Raw genomic sequence first — 13,331 nt, 5'->3', positions numbered from 1 at the left:
GCAGACCGAACGAAGAGGGCCTCGCCCGTCGAGGCCAAGAAGGGTGGTACCGCGGAGCCGCACGGCTTCGTCCCTTCGCGTCAGCCCGTCGGTTGAACACGCGTGGAGGTCCCGCCCGACATGTCTTCCCCAACGTTCCGCTCTCTTCCCGCGCAGGTCGACCTGCCCGCGCTCGAGCGCGAGGTCCTCGACCGGTGGCGGGACGGGAAGATCTTCGAGCGCTCCGTCGAGCAGAACGCGGGCAACCCCGCGTGGGTGTTCTACGAGGGCCCGCCCACCGCCAACGGCCTGCCCGGCGTCCACCACGTCGAGGCGCGCGTCTTCAAGGACCTCTTCCCGCGCTACAAGTCCATGCGCGGCTACAGCGTCCCGCGCAAGGCCGGCTGGGACTGCCACGGCCTGCCCGTCGAGGTCGGCATCGAGAAGGAGCTCGGCCTCAGCGGCAAGCGCGACATCGAGGCGTACGGCATCGCCGAGTTCAACGCCAAGTGCCGCGAGTCCGTGCTGCGCCACGTCGACGCCTTCGAGCAGATGACCGAGCGCATGGGCTACTGGATCGACCTGTCCCAGGCGTACCGGACGATGGACCCGTCGTACGTCGAGTCGGTCTGGTGGTCGCTGAAGGTCGTCTTCGACAAGGGCCTGCTGTTCCGCGACTTCCGCATCACGCCGTACTGCCCGCGCTGCGGCACCGGCCTGTCCGACCACGAGCTGGGCCAGCCCGGCGGGTACGAGAACGTCTCCAGCCCGTCCGTGTACGTCCGCATGCCGGTCACGTCCGGGCCGCTGGCCGAGCTGGGCGCGTCCCTGCTCATCTGGACGACCACCCCCTGGACCCTCGTGTCCAACACCGCCGTGGCCGTGCACCCCGACGTCACGTACGTGGCCGCGCGCACCGCCGACGGCGAGGTGCTGGTGGTGGCGGAGCCGCTGCTGTCGGTGCTCGGCGAGGGCGCCGTCGAGGTGGCCCGCCACACCGGCCGCGAGCTGGAGCGCACCACCTACTCCCGCCCGTTCGACCTGGTCGACATCCCCGGCGCCCACTACGTGGTGCTCGGCGACTACGTCACCGTCGAGGACGGCACCGGCCTGGTGCACCAGGCTCCCGCGTTCGGCGCCGACGACCTGGCCGTCATCAAGCGCTACGACATGCCCGTCGTCAACCCGATCGGGCCCGACGGCCGCTTCCTCGACGACGTGCCCATGGTCGGCGGCACCTTCTTCAAGGACGCCGACGAGGCGCTCACCGAAGACCTGCGCGCCCGCGGCCTGCTGTACCGCGGCGGCCACTTCGAGCACGCCTACCCGCACTGCTGGCGCTGCCACACGGCGCTGCTGTACTACGCGCTCCCGTCCTGGTACATCAGGACCACCGCCGTCAAGGACCAGATGCTGGCCGAGAACGCCAAGACCAACTGGTTCCCCGAGACGATCAAGTGGGGCCGTTTCGGCGAGTGGCTGCGCAACAACGTCGACTGGTCGCTGTCGCGCTCCCGCTACTGGGGCACGCCGCTGCCGCTGTGGGTGTGCTCCGAGGACGAGACCCACGTCACCTGCGTCGGCTCCCTCGCCGAGCTGGGCGAGCTGGCCGGGCAGGACGTGTCCGCGCTCGACCCGCACCGCCCGTACGTCGACGACGTCACCTTCGACTGCCCGTCCTGCGGCGCACTCGCCCGCCGCGTCCCCGACGTCATCGACGCCTGGTACGACTCCGGCTCCATGCCGTTCGCCCAGTGGGGCGAGCGGGGCGAGCCCGAGGGCGTCTACCCGGCGCAGTTCATCTGCGAGGCCACCGACCAGACCCGCGGCTGGTTCTACTCGCTCATGGCCGTCGGCACGCTGGTGTTCGGCCGCTCCTCGTACGAGAATGTGCTCTGCCTCGGCCTGATCCTCGCCGAGGACGGCAGGAAGATGAGCAAGCACCTGGGCAACGTCCTGGAGCCCATCCCGCTCATGGACGAGCACGGGGCCGACGCGCTGCGCTGGTTCATGGCCTGCTCCGGCTCGCCCTGGGCGGCCAGGCGGGTGGGGCACACGGCCCTGGAGGAGATCGTCCGCAAGGTCCTGCTGACGCTCTGGAACACCTCGTCGTTCTTCACGCTCTACGCCAACGCCGAGTCGTGGTCGCCCGCCGCGCTCGCGTCCGCGCCGCCCGCGGCCGAGCGCCCGCTGCTCGACCGCTGGGTGCTGGCCGAGCTGCACAGGACCGTCGCCGAGGTCACGGCCTCGCTCGACGAGTACGACACCCAGCGGGCCGGACGCCGGCTGGCCGACTTCCTCGACGACCTGTCCAACTGGTACGTGCGCCGCTCGCGCCGCCGCTTCTGGCAGGGCTCGCCCGAGGCGTTCGCCACCCTGTACGAGTGCCTGGAGACCGTCCTGCGGCTCATGGCGCCCATCACGCCGTTCGTCACCGACTACCTCTGGGACGTCCTGCGCGGCCGCGACGCCGCTCCCTCTGTGCACCTGACCGCCTGGCCGTCGGTGCGCGAGGACCTGCTCGACCCGGCCCTGTCGGAGCAGATGGCCCTGGTACGCCGCCTGGTCGAGCTGGGGCGCTCCGCGCGGGCGTCGTCCGGCGTCAAGACCCGCCAGCCGCTCGGCCGGGCCCTGGTCGGGGCGCACGGCTGGCCGTCGCTGCCGTCCGAGCTGCGTGACCTGGTGGCCGACGAGCTGAACGTCCAGCGCCTGGAGGACATGTCCGGCTTCAGCGCCGACCTGGTGTCGTACACGGTCAAGCCGAACTTCCGCGCGCTGGGCAAGCGGTTCGGCTCGCAGACCAAGCCGGTCGCGGCGGCGCTCACCGCCGCCGACGCCGCCACGGTCGCCCGCGCCCTGCGCGGCGGCCAGACGGTGGCGCTCGACGCGGGCGAGCTGGGCGAGGTCACGCTCGGTCCCGACGAGGTGATCGTCACCGAGCAGCCGCGCTCCGGCTGGGCGGTCGAGACGGGCGCGTTCGACACCGGCACCGGCGAGACCGTGGCGCTCGACCTGGAGCTGACCGACGAGCTGCGCCGCGCCGGCCTGCTGCGCGAGGTCATCCGCCTCGTCCAGGACGCCCGCAAGTCCACCGGCCTGTCCATCACCGACCGCATCGACCTGTGGTGGACCGCCTCGGCACCGGAGCTCGCCGAGGCGCTGCGCACCGGCGCGGCGACGGTGGCCGACGAGGTGCTGGCCACGACCGTCACGGAAGGCGCGGCCGGCGACCTGCCGTCCCACACGGACGACGACCTCGGCCTGACCTTCCAGCTCCGCCGCACCCAGCCCTGACCCGGTGTCGTGGGGAAGCCCCGGCTCAACCGAGCCGGGGCTTCCCCATGCCCGAACCGCCCCGGCCGTGGACGCCTCACCCAGCCATGGTGTGAAAGACGGTCGTTCGAGGTGTCGCCTGAACGGGAGGAGGCCCCAGAGCCGCGCCGCTGCCGTAACGCGCAAGACCGCCGGCTGCCCCTTCCCCTTGACAGCACTCACTCCCGCCGCCGGGACGCGTATGCTGCCCGGCGTTGAGATCACCAGGCCGGTGAGTGCGAGGAGTGCCTGATGTTGCATGGGCGGGAGCGGGAGCAGCAGGCACTCGGCCGGCTCCTGGCGGAGGCCGCCTCTGGCCGGGGCGGCGCCGTCGTGGTCCTGGGCGAGCCGGGCGGCGGCAAGTCGGCGCTGCTGCGGTGGGCGAGCTCGAACCAGCGGTTCCGGGTGTTGGGCTGCACGGGCGTGGAGAGCGAGGCGGAGCTGCCGTTCGCGGCGCTGCAGTCCCTGCTGTCCGGTGCGATGGGGCACCTGCCCGGCGTTCCCGGCCCGCAGGCGGAGGCGTTGCGGGCCGCGCTGGGGCTGGCCGCGCCGGGGTGCGACAACCGCTTCCTGGTCGGCCTTGCCACCGTGTCGCTGCTGGCGGAGCTGGCCGCGGACGGGCCTGTGCTGTGCCTGGTGGACGACGCCCAGTGGCTGGACCGGCCCTCGGCCGAGGCGCTGGCGTTCGCCGCCCGCCGGCTGGCGGCCGAGAAGGTGTTCCTGCTGTTCGCGGCGCGAGAGGGGGCCGCCCTGGCGGGCGTCCCCGAACTGGCGCTCAAGCGGCTGGACCCGATGGCCGCGCGGGCGCTGCTCGCCGAGCACGCTCCCGGCCTGCCCGCCCACGTCCGCGACCGGGTGCTGACCGAGGCCGACGGCAACCCGCTCGCCCTGCTCGAACTGCCCAAGACCGACGACGGCGACCCGAGGCGCCTCCCGCTGTCGCACCGCCTGCAGGACGCCTACCGACGGCGCATCGCCAAACTGCCCGCGCCGACCCGTGACGCCCTCCTCGTGGCGGCAGCGGAAGAGAGTGGCGCGCTGGCGGCCACGCTGCGGGCCATGGCCGGTCTCGGGCTGACAGCCGACGCGCTGGCGGCGGCCGAGGTCGAGGGGCTGATCGCCGTCGAGGAGCAGAAGGTCTCCTTCCTCCACCCGCTCATCCGTACGGCCGCTTACCGGGGTGCGCCGTTCACCGACCGGCTGGCCGCGCACGCCGCGCTGGCGGACGCGCTCGCCGACGACCCCGACCGGGCGGCCTGGCACCGGGCGGCGGCGGCCACGGGACCGGACGAGGAGGTGGCGGCGGACCTGGAGGCGGCCGCCTTGCGGGCCCGACGGCGTTCCGGACATGCCACGGCTGTCGCGGCGCTGGAACGAGCCGCCCGGCTCACCTTCGAGGAGCCGGAGCGGGCGCGGCGGCTGGCGCTGGCCGCGGAGATCGCCGTGGACGCGGGGCTGCCCGACCGCGCCCGTCACCTGGCCGGTCAGGCGCTCCGGCTCACCGAGGACGCCCGGATGCTGGCGCGGGTCTCGACCGTGCGCGCCCGGGTGGAGTCCGAGCACGGCTCGTTGCGCACGGTGCACAAGGTGCTGGTCGCGGCGGCCGGCCAGGTCGCGCCGCTCGACCCGGACGCCGCCGCGTCGATGCTGGCGGACGCGGCGCGGGCGTCCTGGTCGGCCGGCGACCCCGTACGGGTGGCACAGGCCCACCGGATGCTCGAAGCGCTGCCACAGGACCCGACCAGGAGCAAGCTCGCCGACTCCATCGGCGGGGCGCTGAAGCTGCACTCCGGCGACGCGACCGAGGCCGCCGACGGGGTGGCGCTGCTGCGCGAGCACGTCGTACAGGGCAGGAACGGACCGCCGGGGCTGCGGCTCAACGTGGCCCTGCAGGCGCTCCTGACCGGCGACTACGACGACACCCGCGACATCATGGCGGACCTGGCTGAGGAGAGCCGCGCGAGTGGAGCCGTCGGCTGGCTGCCGGCGGTACTGTGCACGCTGGCGACCGCCGAGATCAACCTCGGCCGCCACCGCGACGCGATCCAGTCGGCCGGCGAGGCACTGCGCATCGCCGAGGACACCGGCCAGCCCAGTCGCGTGGCCCACGCCGAGGCGCTGCTGGCGTACGTGGCCGCCGTCCGCGGCGACGAGCCCGGCACGCGTCCCGCCGAGCAGAGCCTGCGGCGTCTGCCCGCGCACGACAACGCGCTCGTGGCCGCGTGGTGCGAGTGGGCGCTGGCGCTGCTCGACCTCGGCCACAGCCGCTACGAGGCGGCGCTGGACCGCCTGGAGACGGCCGCCCGCGGCCCGATCCGGCACGTGGGACCCGGCGTGCACTTCGCCGCCGACCAGGTGGAGGCGGCCGTGCGGCTCGGCCGCCCGGAACGCGCAGCCGAGCCGCTGGCCCGGCTGGAGCGGTGGGCCACCGCCGCCCGCCTGCCCTGGGAGGACGGGCTCGTGCTGCGCTGCCGCGCGCTGGTCACCGCCGACGGCACGTTGTACGCGCGGGCGCTGGAGCTGCAGGGCGAGGCCCGGCCGTTCGAGAGGGCTCGCACCGAGCTGCTGTACGGGGAGTGGCTGCGCCGAGAGCGGCACAAGGTCGAGTCCCGTACGCACCTGCGCGAGGCGCTGGAGCGGTTCGAGCGGCTCGGCGCGGTTCCCTGGGCCGAGCACGCCCGCGCCGAACTGCGCGCGGCCGGCGAGAGCTCCGCCCCCGCCGCGGCGGACGCGGTGGCCCAGCTCACCCCGCAGGAGCTGCAGGTGGTACGGCTCGCGGCGACCGGCGCGACGAACAAGGAGATCGCCGCGCGGCTGTTCCTCAGCCCCAAGACCGTCGGCCACCACCTCTACCGCGCCTTCCCCAAGCTCGGCATCTCCACCCGGACGGAGCTGGCCCGCCTGAGCCTCGAATAGGGGAACATGCCCGATACCTTCGGATGATCGCCGCTTCTACCGTCTGGACCAGCACCAAAGGGAACAAGACGAGGAGTGTGGCGGCCATGGAGCTGGCCATCGAAGTGGAGGGACTGGTCAAGTCCTTCGGCCGGGCCCGGGCCCTGGACGGTCTGGACCTGACCGTACGAGCCGGGGAGGTGCACGGCTTCCTCGGCCCGAACGGGGCCGGGAAGTCGACCACCGTCAGGACCCTGCTGGGCCTGCTGCGGGCCGACGCCGGTCGGGCGAAGCTGCTGGGCGGCGACCCGTGGCGCGAGACGGCCGAGCTGCACCGGCGGCTGGCGTACGTGCCTGGCGACGTGAGCCTGTGGCCGGGCCTGACCGGAGGCGAGGTGATAGACCTGCTCGGCCGGCTACGCGGCGGCCTGGACCGGGCCCGGCGGGCGGAACTGCTGGAGCGGTTCGAGCTGGACCCGCGCAAGAAGACCAAGACCTACTCCAAGGGCAACCGGCAGAAGGTGGCGCTGGTGGCGGCGTTCGCGTCCGACGCCGACCTGCTCATCCTGGACGAGCCCACCTCCGGCCTGGACCCGCTGATGGAGGCGGTCTTCCAGCGTTGCGTGGCCGAGGAGAAGGCCCGCGGCCGGACCGTGCTGCTGTCCAGCCACATCCTGTCGGAGGTCGAGGCGCTGTGCGACCACGTCACGATCATCCGCCGGGGCCGGACGGTGCAGGCCGGCCCCCTGTCCCAGCTGCGTGGCCTGGCCCGCAGTCAGGTCACCGCCGAGCTGGCCTCCCCACCCGAGGGGCTGGCCCGGATTCCGGACCTGCACGCGGTGCGCATCGAGGGGAACCGGATCTCCTTCGAGGTGGACCGCACCCGGCTGGACGCGGCGCTCGCCGAACTGATCAGGGTGGGCGTACGCGACCTGATCTGCACTCCGCCCTCGCTCGAAGACCTGTTCCTGCGCCACTACGAGAGAGTGAAGGCAGAACGATGAACGGCACCTGGGCCCTGACCAAGCTCGCGCTCAGGCGTGAGCGCTTCATCGTCCCGCTCTGGCTGCTGCTGCTCGTCGCACTCGCGGCCGGGCAGGTCCGGCGGTACGCCGCCGGCATTCCCGACATCGCCGCGTTCGCCCGCGAGATGGCCGCGAACCAGGCGCTGACCGCGTTCGCCGGTCAGATCCCCTCCCCCACCCTGGCCGGCATGGCGGTCTGGAAGAACGCCGACGCCATCTACACCATTCTCGGACTGATCATGATCCTCACCCTCGTCCGGCACAGCCGGGCCGAGGAGGAGTCCGGCCGCGCCGAACTGGTCGGCGCGGGCGTGGTCGGCCGCCTGGCGCCGCTGACCGCCGCGATCATCGTCACCTGCGGCTCAGCCGTCCTGGCCGGGCTGCTCACCGCCGCCGCCATGACCGCGACCGGCGCCGACGCGGCCGGGTCGCTGGCCTTCGGCGCCGCGATCGCCTCCGCCGGCCTGGTCTTCGCCGGTGTGGGCGCGGTGGCCGCCCAGCTCACCCAGACCGCGCGCACCGCGATCGGCGTGGCCGCGCTCGGCCTGGGCCTCAGCTACGTCCTGCGCTTCGTCGCCGACGGCAGCGGCTCGGCGGCGCTGAAGTGGCTCTCACCACAGGGCTGGTCCCACCTGGTGCAGCCGTACGGGGACAACAACGTGGCCGTGCTGCTGCTCAGCCTCGCCTTCACCGCCGCAGCCCTCGCACTGGCCTACCGGCTGCTCACCCGGCGCGACCTGGGCCACGGTCTGATCCCCGAACGTCCCGGCCCCGCCACCTCCGACCGGCTGCGCAGCCCGCTGCGCCTGGCCTGGCGGCTGCAGAAGGGCCTGCTCGGCGGCTGGATCGCCGGATACGCGATCGCCGGGCTGGTCCTCGGCGCCCTGGCCACCTCCGTCGAGGAGGTCGCCCGGCAGGGCGCCGCGGTCGAGGAGTTCTTCCGCCGCTACACCGCCTCACCCGAGGCCACCATGACCGACGCCTACCTGTGGCTGATCGCGCTCAGCCTCGGCTACGTCTCAGCCCTCTACCCGCTGCTGGCCCTGCTGCGGCTGCGCAACGAGGAGATCACCGGCCGCGCCGAACTGCTCCTGTCCACCCCGGTCTCCCGCGTGCGCTGGGTCGCCGGCCACCTGCTCTTCGCCCTGGCCGGAAGCGCCCTGATCCTCGCCACCGCGGGGCTGACCATGGGCTTGGTGGCGGGGACGCCCGGCAAGGTGCTCGCCGGCGCCCTGGTGCAGGTGCCCGCCACCTGGATCCTGGCGGGGATCGGCGTCCTGGCCTTCGGCCTGCTCCCTCGCGCCGCAACCGCGATCTCCTGGGCGGCCTTCCTGTTCGTCAACCTCTTCGGCGAGGTTCTCGGCCCGATCCTCGGCATCGACTACTGGATCGCCAAGTACGCCTCGCCCTACCCCAACCTGCCCATGGTCGTCTCCGGCGAGCCCTTCACGGCCACAGCAATCGCGATCATGACGGGCGTCACCGCCGTCCTCGTCGCGGCCGGCCTCGCCGCCGTCAGACGCAGGGCGCTCATCTGAGCCTCAAGGGTCGTCGCGGAGAGATCCGCCCGGCGACTCGGGCCGGTCTCTCCGTCGCCGGGCGGGCTTTCCTCACTCTCCGCCCCTCGCATGGTGCTGCCGCTTCTCCCCGAAACAGCCACCGAACACCCCGCCCGCGGGATGTCCTCCACACCCGCCGACCGCCTCGAAGCAGCCCAGCCGTGAGCGTCCCACGCGGGCGCCGACGCCCTGAGCCGGCCACAGGCCCGCACATGCCCTCCGGGCGCCACGCCTCACGGCAGAGCCGCCCTCTGGAGATCACGGGGATCTCCAGAGGGCGTCAGGGTCAGGAGAAGGCGCGACGGGCGGGCGGCCGTGCGGGCAGCCGTCTAGTCGTCGTCGTGTTGGCAGACCGAGCAGGCCGTCAGGCCGTCGGACTCCGCCTTGGCGAGCGTCGTCGTCTCGACGCCGGAGTCGCCCGCTCCCTGGATGAGCGGGCAGTCGGTGCGGTGGTAGCGGCGGGTGCCGACGATGACCTTCACGGGGATCGTGCCGCCCTTGCCGGCCGGCGTGCCGGCCCCGCCGTCCTCGCCGCCGTCTCCGGCGGACTTGGACGTCCCGCCATCGGCAGCCGGCACGCCGGTTTCCCCAGGCACGGCCCCGGGCCTGTCCGGTGACGTGGCGGCGGACTTGGACCTCCCGCCATCGGCAGCCGGCACGCCGGTTTCCCCAGGCACGGCCCCGGGCCTGTCCGGTGACGTGGCGGCGGACTTGGACCTCCCGCCATCGGCAGCCGGCACGCCGGTTTCGCCAGGCGCGGCCCCAGGCTTGTCCGGTGAGGTGGCGGCGGACTTGGCTGACGCAGCCGCAGAGGTGGCAGCAGTGGCAGAGGTGCCCGGCGGGCCCTGGGTCGAGCCCTTCGCCCCTGGGCCGCTCTTCCCCGCCACGCCGGCCCCCGGCCCACCGGGGCGTGCCGCACCGCCCTGCGCCCCACTGGGGCCTGCGGTGCCACCCCGCGCGCCGCTCGGACCTGCCGGGCCGCCCTGCGGGCCACCCGGGCGTGCTGTGCCGTCCCGGGAGGCGGCTGGGCGCGGCGGGGTGGTGGAGGCGGTGATGCGGGGCTGCGGGGCCGTCGCGGGCCCCGAGTTGTCGTCGTCGTCCTCGGCCGCGCTTCCCTGGGAGGGGCGGCCGAGGGCGCTCGCCGCGGTCTTGGCCGGGCCGCCGGGGCCACCGGGGCCGCCGCCCTTGACGGCGGTGGCGGAGGCCTCACCCTTGGCGGGCGCGGCCGGGCTCTCGCCCTTGGCGCTGCCACCCGGGCTCTCACCCCGGGCGGGGCCGGCGGGACGATCGCCCTTGCCACCCGCGCCCTCGGGCTGCGTGGAGCCGACAGGAGCGCCGCCCTTGGTGCTGCCGCCCGCGCCCTCCGGACGCGTGGAGCCGGCGGGGGCGGCGTTCTCGGCCGGGGCGCCCGGGGCGTCGCGGCCCGGCGTGCCCTTGCCCTGCCCGGTGGCCGTCTCGCCCGCACCGGACGCGCCCGAACCGGACGTGCCTGGCCCGGACGTGCCCGTTCGGGACGTCCCGGGCGTCTTCGGCTGGGAGGGCGGCGCGGTGGGCCTGCCCTGCGGGGGGCGGAAGTAGGAGGTCTCGCGGTCCGCCTGGTCGTCGCCGGGCTCGGTGCCCGGGGCGGCGGAGGACGAGGCCGCCTCATTGCCGCCCGGCGGGGACGGCGCGGGGCTGAACCACCCGGAGGCTGCGCCTTCGGCGGCCGGCTCAGGGACAGTGGCGGCAGCCGCGGGGGTGGAGGCCCCGGGAGAGGAAGCGTTGGTGCCGGGCTTCGGCGGGGCGGAGGGCGCGCGCAGCTCGCGCGTCGCCTCTGCGGGCTCCGCCCGGCTCTCCGTACGGCTGGAGGCGCCCGTACGGGAGGAGGAACCCTGGCTGCCCGAGGGCCCGGAGCCATCGGGACGGCTCGCGGCGCCTGAGGGGGAGCCGGCGGGTTCGGACCGGTTCTCCGTGGCCGGCTCGCCCGCGGCGGCCGGCTCGATGCCCGGCAGCGCGCTGAAGGCGGGGACGGTGTGGGTCGCGGCGGGGCCGGAGGGGACGTCCGGCTCCGGGTCGGCGGCAGGCGGCAGCTGCCGTCCGCCGAGCGCCGCGTCAGGAAGGCACGTCGTGCAGGGCGTGAAGCCCTCCTCGCGCGCCTCCTCGTACGTGAGCTCCTCGTGATCCCGTCCGGCGAGCTGGCGGCAGCCGGGCACGTGGTAACGCCTGCGCCCGGGGATGACCAGCACGATCGCATCCGGGGAGACGCCGCCGGGAGCCGCGGGGCGGCGCGGGACCGGCGCGGGTGCGGGCGCCGTCCGCTGCAGCGTCTGGGGATGCGAGTGGGGATGCGGCTGGGGGACCGCGGGGCCGGTCTGGTCGTACGGCACGCCGGGCGGCACGAGCCCCGCCGGAGGGGTGGCCGGCGCAGCGGCCTGCCCACCACCGGGAAACAGCTCGTGACGCTTCAGCAACGCCCCGATCACGAGGAACAGCGCGGACAGCACGCTGACCACGATGGACCACATGATCAGGAACGGCTTCGCCAGTACGAAGCCCGCGATCAGGAGGATGACCGCCGCGAGCACCAAACCAGCACTGATAAGGATCACAGGGGGCTCTTTCGAGTGACGGGTCCTAGTGACCCGTTACTTTACCGGCGGTCGTTGTGGGGACCGTCACCGCCGGGGAAAGCGCCCTGGGGAGCGTCGCCGCCGAACGGGCTGGGACCGCCGGGGAGAGGCGGCTGGCCCTGCGGCACCGCGTGGGACATGGCGGGAGCCTGGCTGCCGGGTCCACCTGACATGACCGGGAACCCTCCGCTGCCCTCGGCGGACACGTTGAGCTCGGCGAGCTGGTTCTCGAGGTAGAGCTTGAGCCTGCTGCGGTACTCGCGCTCGAAGCTGCGCAGCTCCTCGACCTTGCGCTCGAGCTCGTCACGGGTCTGGACGAGGGAGCCCATGGCCTGGCGGTGACGCTCCTGGGCGTCGCGCTCCAGGGTCTCGGCGCGGGCACGGGCGTCGCCGATGACCTGCTCGGCCTGGCGGCGGGCCTTGGTGAGGATCTCGTCGGCCTCGCGGCGGGCGCGGGTGACGGTCTCGTCGGCCTCGCGACGGGCGTCGGCGATGGCCTGGTCGGCGGTCTGCTGGGCGAGCGCGAGCACGCGCGCCGCGGTGTCCATGTTGTCCTCGGCGGGAGGCATGCTCATGGCCACCGGGACGGGCTGGGGCTGCGGCTGCGGCTCGGGGGCCCGCATGGGCTCGGGCTGCGGCGGCGCCATCATCTCGGGCTTGGGCTGCTCCTGCACCGGCGCGGACGCCATGGGCATGCTCATGCCACCCGGCACCTTGCCGCGCAGGCATTCGGCCAGTTTGGCGCGCAGCTCCTCGTTCTCTTGGATCAGGCGGTCAAGCTCAGCCTCGACCTCGTCGAGGAAGGCGTCGACCTCTTCCTCGTCGTAGCCCGGCCTGAGCCGGGTGGTACTGAACTGCTTGTTCCGCACATCAGCGGGCGTCAGCGGCATCTTTTGGTCTCCTTGGCGCGCTTGGGGGTCTGTCCGGAGGGACGGCGACCCGAATCACTTCAGCGCGGACACGAGTTGGATCGCGACCGGTGTCCCACCGCCCCGCTCATCGCAGCTGTCCTAGCCATCCTGCCATCTGGATCAGGATCAGCACCACGATGAACAGGACCGTGAAGCTTAGGTCAAAGGCCACCGTACCCAACCGGAGCGGAGGAATGAAACGGCGGAGGAACTTGAGAGGTGGGTCGGTCGCGGTGTATGTGGCCTCGGCGAGCACCAGGACGACGCCCGAAGGCCGCCACTGCCGGGCGAAAGCCTGCACCGTCTCGAAGATCATTCTGCCGATCAGCAGCACCAGGTAGAGAGACAGGACAACGACCAAGATCTGACTGACGATCCCCACGGCCCGGCCGCGCCTCCACTTCTGATGCACCCTCCCGGCCTCGGCGAGACCTGGTTGGGTCCGGTAGTCATACAGAGACTCTAACTCTGATTGAAGAACCCGCGTTCCGCGATTCGAGCCTTGTCCTCGGCGGTCACCTCGACATTGGCAGGGGACAACAGGAACACCTTGTTGGTAACACGTTCGATGCTTCCGTGGAGGCCGAAGACCAGACCTGCCGCGAAATCGACCAGCCGCTTCGCGTCGCTGTCAACCATCTCGGTCAGATTCATGATGACCGGGGTGCCGTCGCGGAAGTGCTCCCCGATCGTCCTGGCCTCGTTGTACGTGCGGGGGTGCAGCGTGGTGATGCGGGCCAGATCGGTCGTGCGGCGCTCCAGGACGGTCGTGGCGGGCCTGGGTGCGGGCACGCCCGCCTCGGGCTCCTCGTCGCGGTCCTGGGCGGCCACGGGCCGCTCCTCCGCGCCGCGCTGCACGTCGTCCTCGTAGGCGTAATCGTCCGCGTAGGCGTCGTACCTCTCGTAGCGGTCGTCCTCCACGAGACCGAGGTAGACCGCCATCTTGCGCATCGCGCCGGCCATCGCTACGTCGTCCTCCTGCTCATGGTCGCACTCGCTCGGGCCTGTCGCCGGGTCCGAGGCGGTAGCCGTACCCCCTTG

The 13,331-nt window shown here is 73.4% G+C and carries 8 protein-coding genes; 4 read left to right on the top strand and 4 right to left on the bottom strand.

Features of this window, described 5'->3' with window-relative positions:
• Positions 1-120 precede the first annotated feature (120 nt).
• The 4 genes from ileS (at position 121) to BMX74_RS10635 (ending at position 8,749) form a co-directional block, all read left to right on the top strand.
• Positions 121-3,273: an isoleucine--tRNA ligase gene (ileS, locus tag BMX74_RS10650; RefSeq protein WP_055504036.1), complete on the top strand. Its 3,153-nt coding sequence runs from the start codon at positions 121-123 to the stop codon at positions 3,271-3,273.
• 270 nt (positions 3,274-3,543) lie between these two features.
• A complete protein-coding gene (locus BMX74_RS10645; RefSeq protein WP_091099930.1) occupies positions 3,544-6,207 on the top strand; it encodes a helix-turn-helix transcriptional regulator in 2,664 nt (887 codons plus the stop codon).
• Between the two features lie 86 nt (positions 6,208-6,293).
• The gene (locus BMX74_RS10640) at positions 6,294-7,190 is read left to right on the top strand and encodes an ABC transporter ATP-binding protein (RefSeq protein WP_091099928.1); all 897 of its coding nucleotides are present in this window, start codon (positions 6,294-6,296) and stop codon (positions 7,188-7,190) included.
• Entirely contained in the window at positions 7,187-8,749 is a 1,563-nt protein-coding gene (locus tag BMX74_RS10635; RefSeq protein WP_055503069.1) for an ABC transporter permease, read from the top strand. The genes BMX74_RS10640 and BMX74_RS10635 overlap by 4 nt, the downstream gene beginning before the upstream one ends.
• Before the next feature lie 350 nt (positions 8,750-9,099).
• Here the strand turns inward: BMX74_RS10635 and BMX74_RS10630 are convergent, their stop codons facing one another.
• The 4 genes from BMX74_RS10630 to BMX74_RS10615 form a co-directional block, all read right to left on the bottom strand.
• Complete coding sequence (locus tag BMX74_RS10630) at positions 9,100-11,358, bottom strand: hypothetical protein (RefSeq protein WP_143078612.1); 2,259 nt, start codon at positions 11,356-11,358, stop codon at positions 9,100-9,102.
• Positions 11,359-11,399: 41 nt separating this feature from the next.
• Complete coding sequence (locus BMX74_RS10625) at positions 11,400-12,269, bottom strand: DivIVA domain-containing protein (RefSeq protein ID WP_055503071.1); 870 nt, start codon at positions 12,267-12,269, stop codon at positions 11,400-11,402.
• Positions 12,270-12,375: 106 nt separating this feature from the next.
• The gene (locus tag BMX74_RS10620; protein ID WP_055503072.1) at positions 12,376-12,672 is read right to left on the bottom strand and encodes a YggT family protein; all 297 of its coding nucleotides are present in this window, start codon (positions 12,670-12,672) and stop codon (positions 12,376-12,378) included.
• An 80-nt stretch (positions 12,673-12,752) separates the two neighbouring features.
• Positions 12,753-13,253, bottom strand: a complete 501-nt coding sequence (locus BMX74_RS10615; protein ID WP_055503073.1) for a cell division protein SepF — start codon at positions 13,251-13,253, stop codon at positions 12,753-12,755.
• Positions 13,254-13,331: the final 78 nt, after the last annotated feature.

Source organism: Nonomuraea pusilla (genome assembly GCF_900109355.1).
GTDB lineage: Bacteria > Actinomycetota > Actinomycetes > Streptosporangiales > Streptosporangiaceae > Nonomuraea > Nonomuraea pusilla.
Note: the sequence above shows the minus strand (reverse complement) of the source record. Positions and strands in the feature narration are given on the sequence as shown.

Coding starts and splice junctions, on each gene's coding strand:
- BMX74_RS10625 (WP_055503071.1), bottom strand. CDS start 12,269: ATGCCGCTGACGCCCGCTGATGTGCGGAACAAGCAGTTCAGTACCACC.
- ileS (WP_055504036.1), top strand. CDS start 121: ATGTCTTCCCCAACGTTCCGCTCTCTTCCCGCGCAGGTCGACCTGCCC.
- BMX74_RS10645 (WP_091099930.1), top strand. CDS start 3,544: ATGTTGCATGGGCGGGAGCGGGAGCAGCAGGCACTCGGCCGGCTCCTG.
- BMX74_RS10640 (WP_091099928.1), top strand. CDS start 6,294: ATGGAGCTGGCCATCGAAGTGGAGGGACTGGTCAAGTCCTTCGGCCGG.
- BMX74_RS10615 (WP_055503073.1), bottom strand. CDS start 13,253: ATGGCCGGCGCGATGCGCAAGATGGCGGTCTACCTCGGTCTCGTGGAG.
- BMX74_RS10635 (WP_055503069.1), top strand. CDS start 7,187: ATGAACGGCACCTGGGCCCTGACCAAGCTCGCGCTCAGGCGTGAGCGC.